This window comes from Actinospica acidithermotolerans (assembly GCF_018139625.1).
In the GTDB taxonomy this organism is placed as follows: domain Bacteria; phylum Actinomycetota; class Actinomycetes; order Streptomycetales; family Catenulisporaceae; genus Actinospica; species Actinospica acidithermotolerans.
Map to the genome: position 1 here is coordinate 48,703 of NZ_JAGSOH010000005.1, position 14,231 is coordinate 62,933.

The 14,231-nt window shown below is 68.6% G+C and carries 26 protein-coding genes; 1 reads left to right on the top strand and 25 read right to left on the bottom strand.

The window, feature by feature from the left end; genetic code table 11:
* Positions 1–195 precede the first annotated feature (195 nt).
* The 12 genes from rpmJ to rpsH all read right to left on the bottom strand — a co-directional run bounded on the left by rpmJ (position 196) and on the right by rpsH (position 7,147).
* Positions 196–309, bottom strand: coding sequence for a 50S ribosomal protein L36 (rpmJ, locus tag KDK95_RS03400; protein ID WP_062069916.1), 114 nt, complete (start codon positions 307–309; stop codon positions 196–198).
* Between the two features lie 53 nt (positions 310–362).
* Positions 363–584 (bottom strand): translation initiation factor IF-1, encoded by a 222-nt coding sequence (infA, locus tag KDK95_RS03405; protein WP_034266061.1) that lies wholly within the window; start codon positions 582–584, stop codon positions 363–365.
* Positions 585–750: 166 nt separating this feature from the next.
* Positions 751–1,179 carry a DUF1707 SHOCT-like domain-containing protein gene (locus KDK95_RS03410; protein WP_249160172.1) on the bottom strand — a complete coding sequence of 143 codons (429 nt, stop codon included), beginning with the start codon at positions 1,177–1,179 and terminating at the stop codon, positions 751–753.
* A gap of 161 nt (positions 1,180–1,340) precedes the next feature.
* Positions 1,341–2,156, bottom strand: a complete 816-nt coding sequence (map, locus tag KDK95_RS03415) for a type I methionyl aminopeptidase (protein WP_212516499.1) — start codon at positions 2,154–2,156, stop codon at positions 1,341–1,343.
* Between the two features lie 57 nt (positions 2,157–2,213).
* Positions 2,214–2,864 carry an adenylate kinase gene (locus KDK95_RS03420; protein ID WP_212516500.1) on the bottom strand — a complete coding sequence of 217 codons (651 nt, stop codon included), beginning with the start codon at positions 2,862–2,864 and terminating at the stop codon, positions 2,214–2,216.
* A 5-nt stretch (positions 2,865–2,869) separates the two neighbouring features.
* The gene (gene secY / locus KDK95_RS03425; RefSeq protein WP_212516501.1) at positions 2,870–4,204 is read right to left on the bottom strand and encodes a preprotein translocase subunit SecY; all 1,335 of its coding nucleotides are present in this window, start codon (positions 4,202–4,204) and stop codon (positions 2,870–2,872) included.
* 266 nt (positions 4,205–4,470) lie between these two features.
* A complete protein-coding gene (rplO, locus tag KDK95_RS03430; RefSeq protein WP_212516502.1) occupies positions 4,471–4,941 on the bottom strand; it encodes a 50S ribosomal protein L15 in 471 nt (156 codons plus the stop codon).
* The gene (rpmD, locus tag KDK95_RS03435) at positions 4,941–5,123 is read right to left on the bottom strand and encodes a 50S ribosomal protein L30 (RefSeq protein ID WP_212516503.1); all 183 of its coding nucleotides are present in this window, start codon (positions 5,121–5,123) and stop codon (positions 4,941–4,943) included. The genes rplO and rpmD overlap by 1 nt, the downstream gene beginning before the upstream one ends.
* A gap of 2 nt (positions 5,124–5,125) precedes the next feature.
* Positions 5,126–5,758, bottom strand: coding sequence for a 30S ribosomal protein S5 (gene rpsE, locus KDK95_RS03440; protein WP_212516504.1), 633 nt, complete (start codon positions 5,756–5,758; stop codon positions 5,126–5,128).
* A 40-nt stretch (positions 5,759–5,798) separates the two neighbouring features.
* Entirely contained in the window at positions 5,799–6,182 is a 384-nt protein-coding gene (gene rplR, locus KDK95_RS03445) for a 50S ribosomal protein L18 (protein ID WP_212516505.1), read from the bottom strand.
* Between the two features lie 2 nt (positions 6,183–6,184).
* Complete coding sequence (gene rplF / locus KDK95_RS03450) at positions 6,185–6,724, bottom strand: 50S ribosomal protein L6 (protein WP_212516506.1); 540 nt, start codon at positions 6,722–6,724, stop codon at positions 6,185–6,187.
* A gap of 24 nt (positions 6,725–6,748) precedes the next feature.
* Positions 6,749–7,147 carry a 30S ribosomal protein S8 gene (gene rpsH / locus KDK95_RS03455; protein WP_212516507.1) on the bottom strand — a complete coding sequence of 133 codons (399 nt, stop codon included), beginning with the start codon at positions 7,145–7,147 and terminating at the stop codon, positions 6,749–6,751.
* Positions 7,148–7,471: 324 nt separating this feature from the next.
* On the opposite strand from rpsH, the gene KDK95_RS03460 reads away from it, so the two are divergent.
* Positions 7,472–7,894: a VOC family protein gene (locus KDK95_RS03460; RefSeq protein ID WP_212516508.1), complete on the top strand. Its 423-nt coding sequence runs from the start codon at positions 7,472–7,474 to the stop codon at positions 7,892–7,894.
* Positions 7,895–7,903: 9 nt separating this feature from the next.
* Here the strand turns inward: KDK95_RS03460 and KDK95_RS03465 are convergent, their stop codons facing one another.
* The 13 genes from KDK95_RS03465 to rplB all read right to left on the bottom strand — a co-directional run bounded on the left by KDK95_RS03465 (position 7,904) and on the right by rplB (position 14,210).
* Positions 7,904–8,908: a polysaccharide deacetylase family protein gene (locus KDK95_RS03465; RefSeq protein WP_212516509.1), complete on the bottom strand. Its 1,005-nt coding sequence runs from the start codon at positions 8,906–8,908 to the stop codon at positions 7,904–7,906.
* Positions 8,905–9,030, bottom strand: a complete 126-nt coding sequence (locus KDK95_RS36680) for a hypothetical protein (RefSeq protein ID WP_282971214.1) — start codon at positions 9,028–9,030, stop codon at positions 8,905–8,907. The genes KDK95_RS03465 and KDK95_RS36680 overlap by 4 nt, the downstream gene beginning before the upstream one ends.
* Positions 9,031–9,301: 271 nt before the next feature.
* Positions 9,302–9,487 carry a type Z 30S ribosomal protein S14 gene (locus KDK95_RS03470; RefSeq protein ID WP_212516510.1) on the bottom strand — a complete coding sequence of 62 codons (186 nt, stop codon included), beginning with the start codon at positions 9,485–9,487 and terminating at the stop codon, positions 9,302–9,304.
* 2 nt (positions 9,488–9,489) lie between these two features.
* On the bottom strand, positions 9,490–10,065 hold the full coding sequence (gene rplE / locus KDK95_RS03475) for a 50S ribosomal protein L5 (RefSeq protein ID WP_212516511.1): 576 nt from the start codon (positions 10,063–10,065) through the stop codon (positions 9,490–9,492).
* Complete coding sequence (rplX, locus tag KDK95_RS03480) at positions 10,065–10,433, bottom strand: 50S ribosomal protein L24 (RefSeq protein WP_212516512.1); 369 nt, start codon at positions 10,431–10,433, stop codon at positions 10,065–10,067. The genes rplE and rplX overlap by 1 nt, the downstream gene beginning before the upstream one ends.
* 2 nt (positions 10,434–10,435) lie before the next feature.
* Positions 10,436–10,804 carry a 50S ribosomal protein L14 gene (gene rplN / locus KDK95_RS03485; RefSeq protein ID WP_212516513.1) on the bottom strand — a complete coding sequence of 123 codons (369 nt, stop codon included), beginning with the start codon at positions 10,802–10,804 and terminating at the stop codon, positions 10,436–10,438.
* A 113-nt stretch (positions 10,805–10,917) separates the two neighbouring features.
* On the bottom strand, positions 10,918–11,199 hold the full coding sequence (gene rpsQ, locus KDK95_RS03490; protein WP_212516514.1) for a 30S ribosomal protein S17: 282 nt from the start codon (positions 11,197–11,199) through the stop codon (positions 10,918–10,920).
* Positions 11,199–11,420 carry a 50S ribosomal protein L29 gene (rpmC, locus tag KDK95_RS03495; RefSeq protein ID WP_212516515.1) on the bottom strand — a complete coding sequence of 74 codons (222 nt, stop codon included), beginning with the start codon at positions 11,418–11,420 and terminating at the stop codon, positions 11,199–11,201. Before rpmC ends, rpsQ begins: the two co-directional genes overlap by 1 nt.
* Positions 11,420–11,839, bottom strand: a complete 420-nt coding sequence (gene rplP, locus KDK95_RS03500) for a 50S ribosomal protein L16 (protein ID WP_212516516.1) — start codon at positions 11,837–11,839, stop codon at positions 11,420–11,422. The genes rpmC and rplP overlap by 1 nt, the downstream gene beginning before the upstream one ends.
* A gap of 4 nt (positions 11,840–11,843) precedes the next feature.
* Complete coding sequence (gene rpsC, locus KDK95_RS03505) at positions 11,844–12,692, bottom strand: 30S ribosomal protein S3 (protein WP_212516517.1); 849 nt, start codon at positions 12,690–12,692, stop codon at positions 11,844–11,846.
* Entirely contained in the window at positions 12,692–13,021 is a 330-nt protein-coding gene (gene rplV, locus KDK95_RS03510; protein WP_249160212.1) for a 50S ribosomal protein L22, read from the bottom strand. The genes rpsC and rplV overlap by 1 nt, the downstream gene beginning before the upstream one ends.
* Positions 13,022–13,079: 58 nt before the next feature.
* Positions 13,080–13,361: a 30S ribosomal protein S19 gene (rpsS, locus tag KDK95_RS03515; RefSeq protein WP_212516519.1), complete on the bottom strand. Its 282-nt coding sequence runs from the start codon at positions 13,359–13,361 to the stop codon at positions 13,080–13,082.
* Positions 13,362–13,373: 12 nt separating this feature from the next.
* On the bottom strand, positions 13,374–14,210 hold the full coding sequence (rplB, locus tag KDK95_RS03520; protein ID WP_212516520.1) for a 50S ribosomal protein L2: 837 nt from the start codon (positions 14,208–14,210) through the stop codon (positions 13,374–13,376).
* Positions 14,211–14,231 lie beyond the last annotated feature (21 nt).

The window sequence follows — 14,231 nt, forward strand, 5'->3', positions numbered from 1 at the left end:
CGGGATACCGCGCTCTTACGGGTGCTGACGTCAAGTTGCGAGACGACGAGCAAGCGCAGGCAAGAGAGTGAGCACTTCTCGCACAGCGCGCCGGGGAACTAGCCCTGGCGCTGCTGCCTGAATCAGCGCAGCGCGGAGGTTCTCGCCCTGAGGCGATCGCCGCCGGCTGTCCGGTTCAGAGCAGCCCCAGGGGAACTAGCCCTGGCGCTGCTTGTGGCGGAGGTTCTCGCAGATCACCATGACCCGGCCGTTGCGGCGGATCACCTTGCACTTGTCGCAGATCGGCTTGACGCTCGGCTTGACCTTCATTGCAGGTCCCTTTCGAGCGGCGCCGCCTCGCGGCGGCGCGGGATCGCGATTGTTTACTTGTACCGGTAGACGATGCGTCCGCGGGTCAGGTCGTACGGGCTGAGCTCGACGACGACCCGGTCGTCCGGCAGGATGCGGATGTAGTGCATCCGCATCTTCCCGCTGATGTGCGCAAGAACTTGGTGCCCGTTCTGCAGCTCCACCCGGAACATCGCGTTGGGCAGAGATTCGACGACGGTGCCCTCGATCTCGATGGCCCCTTCTTTCTTGGCCATATCCTCGCACTTCTTTGGTTGACGACGTGGGGTTTCGGCTAGGCCGGTCCGCGTGCGGAGGCGGCCTCGCGGCCGACTGCACACACAGCTGGACAGTCTACGCCGCGCGCCTGCGAAAAGACCAATCGGATGATCTTGCCCCGAACGGCCCCGGGCCCGCTCCGGCTCAGCGCTCGCCCCAGGCCTGGATCAGCCGGGCCACGGTGATCGCGGCGATGATCCCGAGCGGCCAGACCGGCCAGAAGTAGCCGGCGCCGGAGATCACCCAGATCGTGGTCAGCACGACGGCGAGGCTGCCGAGCCCGGCGAGTTCCTGGCGCACCTGCTTCGGCAGCCGGCCGCGCTGCCGCGCCAGCCGGGCGAGGTCCTGCTGCCTCCGGGCGTGCTCGGCCAGGTCGACCGGCAGGTCCGCGGTCAGCTCGGCGAGCGCGCCGAGGGTCTTGGCCGAGTACGCGGCGGTCATCCGCTCGTCGAACTCCTCGGCGGTGATCCGGCCCTCCGCGGTGTGCTGGCGCAGGATCTCCACGACCCGGTCGCGATCCTCGTCCGAGGCGCGGATCGACGGGTTCAGCTCACCGCCCTGGTTCATCCCCATGCGCAGATTCTAGGGGTCGGCCGGGGTGGCGAAGTAGTGATGATTGTCAGCAGGACGGGGTGCGGATCATGAGCGCCGGTCACCCGGTCACCGTCACCGGCGCACGGTCACGCGTTCACTGTCACGGGTGCACGGTCACCGTCACGGGTACACGGTCACCCTCACGGGTGCACGGTCACCCCGAAGGGCGCCAGGCCCGCCTTGCCGCCGTCCTCCGCCGTGGTCACCCACAGGCCCTGCTCGGTCAGGCACACGGTGTGCTCGAAGTGCGCGGCCGGCGACCCGTCCCGGGTCAGCACGGTCCAGCCGTCGTTGCCCTCCAGGGTGAACTTGCTGCCGGCGGCCAGCATCGGCTCGATGGCCAGCGCCATGCCGACCCGCATCCGCGGGCCGCGGTCCATCGTCCGGTGGTTGTGCACGAACGGGTCCATGTGCATCTCGGAGCCGATGCCGTGCCCGCCGTAGCCCTCCACGATGCCGTAGGGGCCCTGGGTGCGCACGTAGCCCTGGATGGCCCGGCCGATCTCGCCGAGCCGCTTGCCGTCCTGGATCGCGGCGATGCCGTGCCACATCGACTGCTCGGTGACCCGCATCAGCTCGGTCAGCGCCGGATCGGCCTCGCCGCACGCGACGGTGATCGCCGAGTCGCCGTGCCAGCCCTGGTAGATGGCCCCGCAGTCGATCGAGATGATGTCGCCGTCGTGCAGCACGGTCTGGCCGGGGATGCCGTGCACGATCTCGTGGTTCACCGACGCGCAGATCACGCCGGGGAAGGCAGGGACGCCGTCGCCGCCGCCGTAGCCCTTGAACGAGGGGACGGCCCCCTGGGAGCGGATGGAGTCCTCGGCGATCGCGTCGAGCCGGGCCGTGGTGACCCCGTCCTTGACCTCCGCGCGCAGCGCGTCCAAGGTCCGCTGCACGATCAGCCCGGCCTCGCGCATGAGCGCGAACTGTTCCTCGTTCTTGAGCTCGACCATGGCGTCATTCTCTCACCTGGGCGAAGCACCCCGTGCCAGCCGGGGCGACGGTCCGGCCTACTCGGCCTCGAGCGCCGCCAGGATCCGCTCGGTGACCGCCTCCAGCGGCCCCATGGCGTCGACCGAGGCGAGCAGGCCGCGCTCGGCGTAGAAGCCGACGATCGGCGCCGTCTCGGTCTCGTAGACCCGCAGCCGCTCGCGCACCGTCTCCTCGCGGTCGTCGTCGCGCTGGTAGAGCTCGCCGCCGCACAGGTCGCAGACCCCTTCGGTCTTCGGCGGCTTCGAGTCCACGTGGAAGATGTGCCCGCTGTCGTTGCGGCACAGCCGGCGCCCGGCGATCCGGCGCACCACCTCGTCGTTGTCCACCTTGAGCTCGACCACGCGGTCCAGCTTGACCTCGATGCCGGTCAGCATGGTCTCCAGCGCCTCGGCCTGGGCCACGTTGCGCGGGAAGCCGTCCAGCAGGAAGCCCTCCCGCGCGTCCGGCTCGGTGAACCGGTCGCGGATCAGGCCGATGGTGACCTCGTCGGGCACCAGCAGGCCCTTGTCCATGAACTTCTTGGCCTCGACCCCCAGTTCGGTGCCCGCCGCGACGTTCGCCCGGAAGATGTCTCCGGTGGAGATGGCCGGGATGCCCAGGCGCTCGGCGACGACCTTGGCCTGGGTTCCCTTGCCCGCTCCCGGCGGGCCCACGAGGACGATGCGCATACTGGTTACCGGAGGAACCCTTCGTAGTTGTGCTGCTGCAGCTGGCTCTCGATCTGCTTGACCGTCTCCAGGCCGACGCCCACGAGGATCAGGATCGAGGTACCGCCGAACGGGAACTTGTTGCTGGTGTGGAACTCCGCGAGCGCGATCATCGGGATGATCGCGATCAGCGCCAGATACAGCGAGCCGGGCCAGGTGATCCGGGTCAGGATGAAGTTCAGGTAGTCGGCGGTCGGCTTGCCCGCGCGGATGCCCGGGATGAAGCCGCCGTACTTCTTCATGTTGTCCGCGACCTCCTCCGGGTTGAAGGTGATCGCCACGTAGAAGAACGCGAAGAACAGGATCAGCAGGAAGTAGCCGGCCATGTAGAGGCCCGAGTAGCCGCTGGTGTTGTAGCCCAGCTCGTTGTGGATCCACTGCGACCAGCCGTGCGTGTAGTTCGGGTCGGCGAACTGGGCGACCAGGACCGGCAGCTGCAGCAGCGAGGACGCGAAGATGATCGGGATGACGCCGGACTGGTTGACCTTGATCGGGATGTAGGTGGACGAGCCGCCGTACATCCTCCGTCCGACCATCCGCTTCGCGTACTGCACCGGCACCCGGCGCTGGCCCTGTTCGATGAACACGACGAGGCCGACCATGACGCAGCCGATGAGGCAGACGCCGAGGAAGACGATCCAGCCGCCGCCGAGCGAGGAGGACTGCTTGATGGCCCACAGCTGCGAGGGCAGCTGGGAGGCGATCGAGGTGAACATCAGCAGGGACATGCCGTTGCCGATGCCGCGGTCGGTGATCAGCTCGCCCAGCCACATGATGACCGAGGTCGCGGCGACCATGACGGCCACCATCACGACGATGCCGAGGGTGCTCACGCCCGGGTAGATGACCGGCGTCGAGCAGGTCTGGCCGAACAGGTAGGCGCTGTTCGTGCGCGCGGTGGCGATCAGGCCGGTCGCCTGCAGGATCGCGAGGCCGATCGTCAGGTACCGGGTGTACTGGGTGATCTTCGTCTGGCCGGCCTGGCCCTCCTTCTTGAGGGCGTCCAGCCGCGGGATGACCACGGTGAGCAGCTGCAGGATGATCGACGCCGTGATGTACGGCATGATGCCGAGGGCGAAGATCGACAGGCTCAGCAGCGCGTTGCCGGAGAACAGGTTGATCAGGCCGAGGGCGCTTCCGGAACTCCCGGAGGTCGAGATGCACGCACTGATCGCGGCCGTGTCCACGCCGGGCGCGGGGATGTGCGACCCCACCCGGAACAGGGCCATGATGCCCAGTGTGAATAGCAGCTTCTTGCGCAGGTCCGGGGTCCTGAAGGCCCGGCCGAAGGCAGAGAGCACTGTTCCTCCTGCGCGCTACCCGGCGGGTCCTGTGCGGATCCGGCGGCGCGGTTGACGACGATTGAATCTGGGGTGCGGCTCCGGCCGCGCGGGCAGGAGGATCCCACCTGCGCGCACCTCGGCTCGCGACATCTTACGCAATACCCATAGCCCAAAGCGAGAGTGCGGCTCGATCTGAACTGCGGATCGGGAAAAGGTAAAGGCCCCGGACCGATTCATTTACGGCCAGGGGCCTTACCTATCGCACGTCAGACTTCAGACGAGCCTTACTTCGCGCCGAGCTCCTCGGCGGTGCCGCCGGCGGCGGCGATCTTCGTCTTGGCGGACGCGGAGTACGCGTCGACCTTGACGTTGAGCGCCACCGAGACCTCGCCGTTGCCGAGCACCTTGACGAGCTCGCCCTTGCGGACCGCGCCCTTGGCCACCAGGTCGGCGACGGTGACGTCGCCGCCCTGCGGGTAGAGCTCGGCCAGCTTGGCCAGGTTCACGATCTGGTACTCGACGCGGAACGGGTTCTTGAAGCCCCGGAGCTTGGGCAGCCGCATGTGCAGCGGCATCTGCCCGCCCTCGAAGCGCTCCGGAACCTGGTAGCGCGCCTTCGTGCCCTTGGTACCGCGGCCGGCGGTCTTGCCCTTGGAGCCCTCGCCACGGCCCACGCGGGTCTTGGCGGTCTTGGCACCGGGGGCGGGCCGCAGGTGGTGCACCTTCAGCACGTGCTGCTTCTCCTGCTCGGACATCAGTCGACCTCCTCAACCTTCACGAGGTGGCGGACGGTGAGGATCATGCCGCGGAACTCCGGGCGGTCGTCCTTGATCACCGTGTCGTTGATCCGCTTGAGGCCGAGCGACCGCAGCGTCTCGCGGTGGTTCTGCTTCGAGCCGATCTTCGAACGGACCTGCGTGATCTTCAACTTAGCCATGCTCAGGCCCCCACTCCGGCGCGGGCGCGCAGCAGGGCGGCCGGGGCGACGTCCTCGAGCGGCAGGCCGCGGCGGGCCGCGATCTCCTCGGGACGCACCAGGCCCTGCAGCGCGGCGACGGTGGCGTGCACCACGTTGATCGCGTTGTCCGAGCCCATGGACTTGGACAGCACGTCGTGGATGCCCGCGCACTCGAGCACGGCGCGGACGGCGCCGCCGGCGATCACACCGGTACCGGCCGAGGCCGGCTTCAGCATGACCACACCGGCCGCGGCCTCGCCGACGATCGGGTGCGGGATGGTGCCCTGGATGCGCGGCACCTTGAAGAAGTGCTTCTTGGCCTCCTCGACGCCCTTGGCGATCGCCGCGGGCACCTCCTTGGCCTTGCCGTAGCCGACGCCGACCGTGCCGTCGCCGTCGCCGACGACCACGAGGGCGGTGAAGCTGAAGCGACGACCGCCCTTCACGACCTTGGCGACGCGGTTGATCGTCACGACGCGCTCGACGTACGCGGTCTTCTCGGCGGCGGGGGCGTTGTCCTGGTTCCGACGGTCGCGACGATCCCGACGCTCTCCGCCTTCACCACCGCGACCCTGGCCGCCCTGGCCGCCTCCGCGGCGCTGCTGGGGGGGCATCAGAAATCCCTCATTTCGGTGTTCGGGTTCATGGCCGTCATCAGAAGTCCAGTCCGGCGTCGCGGGCGCCCTCGGCGACCGCGGCCACCCGGCCGTGGAACTTGTTGCCGCCGCGGTCGAACACGACCGTGGAGACACCCGCGGCCTTGGCGCGCTCGGCGACGAGCTTGCCGACCTCGCGCGAGAGGTCCACCTTCTTGCCGTCGGCGGTGCGCAGGCCCGACTCCATGGTGGAGGCGGACGCGACCGTGTGGCCGAGCTTGTCGTTGACGACCTGGGCGACCATGTGCCGGTTCGAGCGCGTCACGACGAGGCGCGGACGCTCGGCGGTGCCGCTCACGTGCTTGCGCACGCGGATGTGGCGGCGCTTGCGCGCGACGGACTTCTTGGCGTTGCCCTTGGCGATCTTGTAACCGTAAGCCATGGCTACTTACCAGCCTTTCCGACCTTGCGGCGGATGACCTCGCCCTGGTACCGCACACCCTTGGCCTTGTAGGGGTCGGGCTTGCGCAGCTTACGGATGTTCGCCGCGGTCTCACCGACCAACTGCTTGTCGATGCCGGAGACCGTGAAGCGGGTCGGGGTCTCCACCGCGAAGCTGATGCCGTCGGCGGGCTCGACCACGATCGGGTGCGAGTAGCCGAGGGCGAACTCCAGGCTGGAGCCCTTGGCCGTCACGCGGTAACCGACACCCGAGATCTCCAGGACCTTCGAGTAGCCGGTCGTCACGCCGACGATCATGTTGTTGATCAGGGTGCGGGTCAGGCCGTGGCGCTCCTTGGCGGCGCGCTCGTCGTTGGGACGGGTCACCTGCAGGGTGCCGTCCTCCGCCTTCTCGACCGAGATCGGGGTCACGACGGTGTGGCTCAGGGTGCCCTTCGGGCCCTTCACCGTCACCTCGGAACCGGAGATGCTGACTTCGACGCCGGCCGGAACCGGGATCGGCAGCCGTCCAATACGAGACATAGCTGTCTTTACTCCCTTCCGGACTTACCAGACGTAGGCGAGGACTTCTCCGCCCACGCCCTTCTTGGCGGCCTGTCGGTCGGTCAGCAGACCGGACGACGAGGAGATGATGGCGATGCCGAGGCCGCCGAGGACCTTCGGCAGGTTGGTCGACTTCGCGTAGACGCGCAGACCCGGCTTCGAGATGCGCTTGATGCCGGCGATCGACCGCTCGCGGTTCGGGCCGAACTTGAGGTCGATGATCAGGTTCTTCCCGACCTCGAGGTCCTCGACGGCGTAGCCGGCGATGTAGCCCTCCTGCTTGAGGATCTCGGCGATGCGAGCCTTCAGCTTGGAGGACGGCATGGTGACCTGGTCGTGGTACGCCGCGTTGGCGTTGCGCAGACGCGTGAGCATGTCTGCGATCGGGTCAGTCATGGTCATAAGGGGGCCTTGGGCCTTCCCACCGCGGTTTCCGGCCCGTGCGCATCGCGGAACCGTCTCGCGTGGAGAGCGGTGCCCTTGATTCGCCGGGAGGACCTACGGCGTCGTAGTAACAGAGCTTCAGGGCACCTGGGGAAGCCGAAACCGGCCGGACCAGCAGCCACCGGGTATCCGCGGCGGCCGGGGGCCGTGCGGACCAGGGTGACGGACTCGCTTTCGCTAGAGCGCCCACACGCGGGCACACCCTGGGGCGGGCACGCGTTGAGCCAGAGTAACAGAGCGGTCCCGGCCCGCCCAAATCGGACAGCGACCATACTGCGGGCCATGACTGAACCCAAGCACGGAGCACTCTCCCAGCACGGAGCCCTCCACCACGTCGAGCTCTGGACCCCCGACCTGGCCCGCGCGGTCGCCTCGTTCGGCTGGCTGCTGGAGGCGCTGGGCTACGCCGAGTACCAGAACTGGGAGGCGGGCCGCAGCTGGCGGCTCGGCGCCACGTACATCGTCGTCGAGCAGTCGCCGGCCATGAGCGCGGACGGGCACGACCGGCTCCGGCCCGGCCTGAACCACCTGGCGTTCCACGTCGAGGACGCGGCCGCCGTCGAGACGCTGGCGAGCGAGGCGGCCCGGCACGGCTGGCGGCTGATGTTCCCCGACAGCCATCCGCACGCGGGCGGCGAGGAGCACTACGCCGCCTACCTGGAGAACGAGGACGGCTTCGAGGTCGAGCTCGTCGCGGCGCGCTGACCGCCGGGGTCAGAACCGGCGGTTGATCAGATGGAAGGCCGGTGCGGCGGCCCGAGCCGCCGAGCGCAGCGAGTGGAAGACCGTCGGGTGCAGGCCCGACATGATCGTCTCCAGGCGGTCGGTGCTGGTCCTGCTGGAGACGACGAGCCGGTCGATCCGCAGCGGGTGGCAGGAGCCGGGCGCGGCGAGCCGGTGGTTGTACAGGAAGGCCGACCGGTAGCCCGCCTCCTTGATCGCGCGGTGGGCGTGCTCGTCCTCGTTGCCGTTCGGGTAGGCGAAGGACGTGGGCGGGCGCCCGAGCATGTCGGTCAGCGCCTCGTGCGCGTGCAGCACCTCGGCGCGGGCCTGGCTAGGCTCGCAGCGGTCCAGGCAGGGGTGGGTCAGGGTGTGGTTTCCCACGGTGATCCCGCCGACCTCGAGCTCCCGCAGCTCGGCCGCCGTCAGCTGCGCGCGACGGGGAGCCGGAACCGTCGCCGTGCCCCGCAGCTCTTGCAGCGCCCGCTGCCGGTCCTTCTCCGGCAGCAGCTTGACGGTGTGCACGAGGATCCCGGGGGGCGCGGGCGGCACCAGGCGAGTCGTGCCGCCGTGCCGGGCCAGGTGCTCGACCTCGTCCCACCAGTAGGGCGTGTCGGTCCCGATCAGGCCCGGGATCACGAAGCACACGGCCGGCAGCCCGCGCTCGGCCAGCAGCGGCAGCGCGTGGGTGTGCACGCTGCGATCGCCGTCGTCGAACGTGATCAGCACGCTGTGCGGCGGCAGCGCGGGCCCGCCGTTCACCGCCTCCTCGACCTCGTGCAGCGACACCGGCTGGAAGCCGCGCTGCACGCGGTCGAGGTGGTCCGCGAAGCCCGCCGGATCGTCGATGCCGTGGTACCCGAGCACGGCCAGGCGGCGCGCCGCGCGACGCCGGAACCACGCCTGGACGGGTGAACCGCGCAGCACGCGATCGCTGCCGTGCCAGCCGTCCCAGCGCCCGTAGCAGCCCGCGAGCAGCGCCTTGAGCTCAGGATTCATGCTCTGGCCAGCGCCGGGAAGCTGGCGCCGGCGTAGCCCGTGTCCACGAACAGGGGGTCGATCGGCGCTTGACGAGCGAGCGAGCTCGCGGCGATGCGGCGAGCGAGTGAGCTGCACTGCACGGCTGCTCCTCCTGAGTCGTGTTCGGGCTCGGACACTCGAAGCTTGACGCCCTGCTAAGACTGTATAGGGCAATTCATCCAGTGTGGATGGAATGTCGCTGCGGACACGCCCTGCGGGCATCTCAGCCAACTCCACCACGCCCGCCGCCAGGCCGCGCGATTGCCGGAAAAAGCGATTGCCCCCGCACTCTCGTGCGGGGGCAATCACCTATGACAGCTGTATGACAGCTCGCGGCCACCGGATCTGACGGCCCGGCAGCTGCAGGTCAGCCTACCAGGACGACTTCGTCACGCCCGGCAGCTCGCCCGCGTGGGCCATCTCGCGAAGGCAGACGCGGCACAGGCCAAACTTGCGGTACACCGAGTGCGGACGGCCGCACTTCTGGCACCGGGTGTAGGCCCGGACCTTGAACTTCGGCTTCTTGTTCGCCTTGTTGATCAGCGCGGTCTTCGCCATGATCAGGCCTCCTTGAAGGGGAAGCCGAGCAGCTTGAGCAGCGCGCGGCCTTCGTCGTCGTTGGTCGCGGTGGTGACCACCGTGATGTCCATGCCCCGGACGCGGTCGATCTTGTCGGGGTCGATCTCGTGGAACATGGACTGCTCGTTGAGACCGAAGGTGTAGTTGCCCTTGCCGTCGAACTGCTTCGGCGACAGGCCGCGGAAGTCGCGGATGCGCGGCAGCGCGATGCTGACCAGGCGGTCCAGGAACTCCCACATGTAGTCACCGCGCAGGGTGACGTGCGTGCCGATCGGCTGGCCCTCGCGCAGCTTGAACTGCGCGATGGACTTGCGGGCCTTGGTCACGGCCGGCTTCTGGCCGGTGATGGCCTGCAGGTCGCGGATCGCGCCCTCGATCAGCTTCGAGTCACGGGCGGCGTCGCCGACACCCATGTTCACGACGACCTTGGTGACGCCCGGGATCTGCATGACGTTCGCGTAGTTGAACTGCTCACGCAGCGCCGGAGCGATCTCGGCCTTGTAGCGGGTCTTCAGACGCGGGGTGACCTTGGTCTGAGTCTCCTCGGTGACAGTCATCAGATCGCCTCTCCGGTCTTCTTCGCGAACCGCACGGAACGCGTGACCGTCTTCTTGCTGCCGTCGGGCAGGGTGCGCTCCTGCTCCTCGCGCCGGAAGCCGACGCGGGTGACGACCTTCTTGCCTTCGTGCTCGACGACCAGCATCACGTTGCTGACCTGGATCGGCGCCTCGGTCGTGATGATGCCGCCGGTCTGCGAGCCACGAGCGGTCTGGCCGACCTTCGTGTGCTTCTTGACGCGGTTGACACCCTCGACGATGACCTTGCCGTCGCGGGGCAGGGACTGGATGACCTTGCCCTGCAGGCCCTTGTCCTTGCCGGCGATGACCTGGACCAGGTCGCCCTTGCGGATCTTCTGCTTGGCCATGGTCAGAGCACCTCCGGCGCCAGCGAGATGATGCGCATGTAGCGCTTGTCACGCAGCTCACGGCCGACCGGGCCGAAGATGCGGGTGCCGCGCGGGTCGCCGCCGTCCTTGATCAGGACGGCCGCGTTCTCGTCGAAGCGGATGTACGAGCCGTCCGGACGACGGCGCTCCTTGACGGTGCGCACGACGACCGCCTTGACGACTTCGCCCTTCTTCACGCCCGCGCCGGGCAGCGCGTCCTTGACGGTGGCGACGATCACGTCGCCGATGCCGGCGTAGCGGCGGCTGGAGCCACCGAGAACCCGGATGCACAGGATTTCCTTGGCACCGGTGTTGTCGGCGACCCGCAGCCGCGATTCCTGCTGAATCACGTTCTACTCCTGACTCGTGGCCGCGGTCGTTGCGTCCGCGGCCGTGTCTCTTCGCAGAAAGCCCCGCCGAGCCCGGCGGATCCGTACGGACCCGCCGGGACGGGGCTGCTTGCCTACTTGGCCTTCTCGAGGATCTCGACCACGCGCCAGCGCTTGGTCGCCGAGAGGGGCCGGGTCTCCATGAGCAGCACGCGGTCGCCGATGCCACAGCTGTTCTGCTCGTCGTGGGCCTTCAGCTTGCTGGTACGGCGCATGACCTTGCCGTACAGCGGGTGCTTGACCCTGTCCTCGACCGACACGACGACGGTCTTGTCCATCTTGTCCGACACGACAAGGCCCTCACGGGTCTTGCGCGCGCCGCGCTCGTTCTGCTCCACGTTGGTGTCCTCGCTCATCACTTGGCACCTTCCGTGATGCCCAGCTCGCGCTCACGCTGGATCGTGTAGATCCGCGCGATGTCCGCCTTGACGGCCTTCATCCGGCCATGGTTCTCCAGCTGGCCGGTGGCCTGCTGGAAGCGGAGGTTGAACAGCTCCTCCTTGGCCTCGCGCAGCTTGTCGACCAGGGCCTCGTCCGACAGCTCACGCAGTTCGTGCGTCGCGGTTCCGGCTGCCATCAGATGTCACCTGCCTCGCGCTTGATGATGCGGCACTTGCACGGGAGCTTGTGCGCGGCGCGCAGCAGGGCCTCCCGGGCCACCTTCTCGTTCGGGTACGAGAGCTCGAAGAGCACCCGGCCCGGCTTGACGTTCGCGACCCACCACTCGGGCGAGCCCTTGCCGGAACCCATCCGGGTCTCGGCCGGCTTCTTGGTCAGCGGACGGTCCGGGAAGATCTGGATCCAGACCTTGCCGCCACGGCGGATGTGCCGGTTGATCGCGATACGAGCCGACTCGATCTGCCGGTTCGTCACGTACGCCGGGCTCAGCGCCTGGATGCCGTACTCGCCGAAGTTCAGCTCGTTGCCGCCCTTCGACGCACCGCCGCGCTCCGGGTGGTGCTGCTTGCGGTGCTTGACCCTACGCGGGATCAGCATGGGATCAGCCCTCCTTCGGAGCTTCTGCGGCCGCGCCGGCGGTGGCCTCGGCCGGAGCCTCGGTCGCCGGAGCGGCGGTGTTCTCGGAACGGCCCTGGCCGCGTCCGCCGCGCTCGCCGCCACGGCCGGGACGGCCGCCGCGGGGACGGTCGCCGCCGCGACGCTCGTCGCGGCCGCCGGTGGACGGACGGCGCTGCTCGGCTGCGGCGGCCGCGCGGGCCGCGCTCAGCGAGGTGACGTCGCCCTTGTAGACCCAGACCTTCACGCCGATGCGGCCGAAGGTGGTGCGGGCCTCGTAGAAGCCGTAGTCGATGTTCGCGCGCAGCGTGTGCAGGGGCACGCGGCCCTCGCGGTACTGCTCGGAACGCGACATCTCGGCGCCGCCCAGACGGCCGGAGACCTGGACCTTCACGCCCTTGGCGCCGGCCTTCATGGTCGTCTGGATCGCCTTGCGCATGGCACGGCGGAACGCGACGCGCGAGGAGAGCTGCTCGGCGACGCCCTGCGCGATGAGCTGGGCGTCGAGCTCGGGGTTCTTCACCTCGAGGATGTTCAGCTGCACCTGCTTGCCGGTGAGCTTCTCCAGCTCGCCGCGGATGCGCTCGGCCTCGGCGCCGCGGCGGCCGATCACGATGCCCGGACGCGCCGTGTGGATGTCCACGCGGACGCGGTCGCGGGTGCGCTCGATCTCGACCTTGGAGATGCCGGCCCGCTCCATGCCCTTGTTCATGAGCTTGCGGATCTCGACGTCTTCCTTGACGTACGCCTTGTACATCTTGTCGGCGTACCAGCGGGACTTGAAGTCCGTGGTGATGCCGAGGCGGAAGCCGTGCGGGTTGACCTTCTGTCCCATTACCGGTTCCTGCCCTTCTTAGCGGCGGCCTCGGCGGGCTGCTCGACCACGATGGTGATGTGGCTGCTGCGCTTGCGGATGCGGTACGCGCGGCCCTGGGCCCGCGGACGGAACCGCTTGAGCGTCGGGCCCTCGTCCACGTACGCGGCCGCGATGACCAGGTCGCCGTGGAGCTGCTTGTTGTTCCGGGCGTTGGCGGCCGCCGAGGCGACGCACTTGTAGACCGGCTCGGCCGCGGCCCAGGGGGCGAAGCGCAGGTAGTCCAGCGCCTGCTCCACCGGGACGCCGCGGACCTGGTCCACGACGCGGCGGACCTTCATCGGGGTCATCCGGACGTGCCGGGCCTGCGCGAGCGCCTGGTTGGCGGGCAGGTCCTTGGCCTTGTTCTCAGCCACGGCGGGACCTCCGGTCTTCCTTCACGTGACCCTTGAAGGTACGCGTCGGGGCGAACTCGCCCAGCTTGTGGCCGACCATCGACTCGGTGACGAACACCGGGACGTGCTTGCGGCCGTCGTGCACGGCGATCGTGTGGCCCAGCATCGCCGGGACGATCATCGAGCGCCGGGACCACGTCTTGATGACGTTGTGGGTTCCCTTGTCGTTCTGGGCGTCCACCTTCTTGATCAGGTGGTCGTCCACGAAGGGACCCTTCTTGAGACTGCGCGGCATCTAGACCTCCTCCTAGCGCTTCTTGTTCGACTTGCGGCGGCGGACGATGTACTTGTCGCTGGCCTTGCCCGGCTTGCGGGTGCGGCCTTCCTTCTGACCCCACGGGGAGACCGGGTGGCGTCCGCCGGAGGTCTTGCCCTCACCACCACCGTGCGGGTGGTCGATCGGGTTCATCGCGACACCGCGGACGGTCGGGCGCTTGCCCTTCCAGCGCATGCGGCCGGCCTTGCCCCAGTTGATGTTGCTCTGCTCGGCGTTGCCCACCTCGCCGACGGTCGCGCGGCAGCGCGCGTCGACGTTGCGGATCTCGCCGGAGGGCATACGCAGCTGGGCGTAGGGGCCGTCCTTGGCGACGAGCTGCACGCTGGCGCCGGCCGAGCGGGCGATCTTCGCACCCTGACCGGGCCGGAGCTCGATCGCGTGGATGACCGTACCGGTCGGGATGTTGCGCAGCGGCAGGTTGTTGCCCGGCTTGATGTCGGCGTTGGGGCCCGACTCGATCGGGTCGCCCTGCTTCAGCTTGGCCGGCGCGATGATGTAGCGCTTCGTGCCGTCCGCGTAGTGCAGCAGCGCGATGCGCGCGGTGCGGTTGGGGTCGTACTCGATGTGCGCGACCTTCGCCGGCACGCCGTCCTTGTCGTTACGACGGAAGTCGATGACACGGTAGGCGCGCTTGTGACCGCCGCCCTGGTGCCGAACCGTCACGCGACCCTGCGCGTTGCGACCGCCCTTGCTGTGCAGCGGGCGGACCAGAGACTTCTCCGGGGTGTCCCGGGTGATCTCGACGAAGTCGGCAACGCTGGAGCCGCGGCGACCGGGGGTCGTCGGCTTGTACTTGCGAATGCCCATGGCTGTGAGATTCCTCTAGTT

Bases quoted from the DNA above. Each gene is read 5' to 3' on its own strand.
- rplX (WP_212516512.1), bottom strand. From the start codon at position 10,433: ATGGCCAAGCAGAAGATCCGCAAGGGCGACCTGGTCCAGGTCATCGCC.
- rplP (WP_212516516.1), bottom strand. From the start codon at position 11,839: ATGCTGATCCCGCGTAGGGTCAAGCACCGCAAGCAGCACCACCCGGAG.
- KDK95_RS03465 (WP_212516509.1), bottom strand. From the start codon at position 8,908: ATGAATCCTGAGCTCAAGGCGCTGCTCGCGGGCTGCTACGGGCGCTGG.
- rplE (WP_212516511.1), bottom strand. From the start codon at position 10,065: ATGACTGTCACCGAGGAGACTCAGACCAAGGTCACCCCGCGTCTGAAG.
- map (WP_212516499.1), bottom strand. From the start codon at position 2,156: ATGGTCGAGCTCAAGAACGAGGAACAGTTCGCGCTCATGCGCGAGGCC.
- rplR (WP_212516505.1), bottom strand. From the start codon at position 6,182: ATGGCTTACGGTTACAAGATCGCCAAGGGCAACGCCAAGAAGTCCGTC.
- rpsC (WP_212516517.1), bottom strand. From the start codon at position 12,692: ATGGGACAGAAGGTCAACCCGCACGGCTTCCGCCTCGGCATCACCACG.
- rpsQ (WP_212516514.1), bottom strand. From the start codon at position 11,199: ATGAGCGAGGACACCAACGTGGAGCAGAACGAGCGCGGCGCGCGCAAG.
- rplV (WP_249160212.1), bottom strand. From the start codon at position 13,021: ATGACCCCGATGAAGGTCCGCCGCGTCGTGGACCAGGTCCGCGGCGTC.
- KDK95_RS03470 (WP_212516510.1), bottom strand. From the start codon at position 9,487: ATGGCGAAGACCGCGCTGATCAACAAGGCGAACAAGAAGCCGAAGTTC.
- rpsH (WP_212516507.1), bottom strand. From the start codon at position 7,147: ATGACCATGACTGACCCGATCGCAGACATGCTCACGCGTCTGCGCAAC.
- rplB (WP_212516520.1), bottom strand. From the start codon at position 14,210: ATGGGCATTCGCAAGTACAAGCCGACGACCCCCGGTCGCCGCGGCTCC.
- rpmD (WP_212516503.1), bottom strand. From the start codon at position 5,123: ATGGCTAAGTTGAAGATCACGCAGGTCCGTTCGAAGATCGGCTCGAAG.
- KDK95_RS03460 (WP_212516508.1), top strand. From the start codon at position 7,472: ATGACTGAACCCAAGCACGGAGCACTCTCCCAGCACGGAGCCCTCCAC.
- rpsE (WP_212516504.1), bottom strand. From the start codon at position 5,758: ATGCCCCCCCAGCAGCGCCGCGGAGGCGGCCAGGGCGGCCAGGGTCGC.
- rpsS (WP_212516519.1), bottom strand. From the start codon at position 13,361: ATGCCGCGCAGTCTCAAGAAGGGTCCCTTCGTGGACGACCACCTGATC.
- KDK95_RS03420 (WP_212516500.1), bottom strand. From the start codon at position 2,864: ATGCGCATCGTCCTCGTGGGCCCGCCGGGAGCGGGCAAGGGAACCCAG.
- rpmJ (WP_062069916.1), bottom strand. From the start codon at position 309: ATGAAGGTCAAGCCGAGCGTCAAGCCGATCTGCGACAAGTGCAAGGTG.
- rplO (WP_212516502.1), bottom strand. From the start codon at position 4,941: ATGTCCGAGCAGGAGAAGCAGCACGTGCTGAAGGTGCACCACCTGCGG.
- rplF (WP_212516506.1), bottom strand. From the start codon at position 6,724: ATGTCTCGTATTGGACGGCTGCCGATCCCGGTTCCGGCCGGCGTCGAA.
- rpmC (WP_212516515.1), bottom strand. From the start codon at position 11,420: ATGGCAGCCGGAACCGCGACGCACGAACTGCGTGAGCTGTCGGACGAG.
- KDK95_RS03410 (WP_249160172.1), bottom strand. From the start codon at position 1,179: ATGGGGATGAACCAGGGCGGTGAGCTGAACCCGTCGATCCGCGCCTCG.
- infA (WP_034266061.1), bottom strand. From the start codon at position 584: ATGGCCAAGAAAGAAGGGGCCATCGAGATCGAGGGCACCGTCGTCGAA.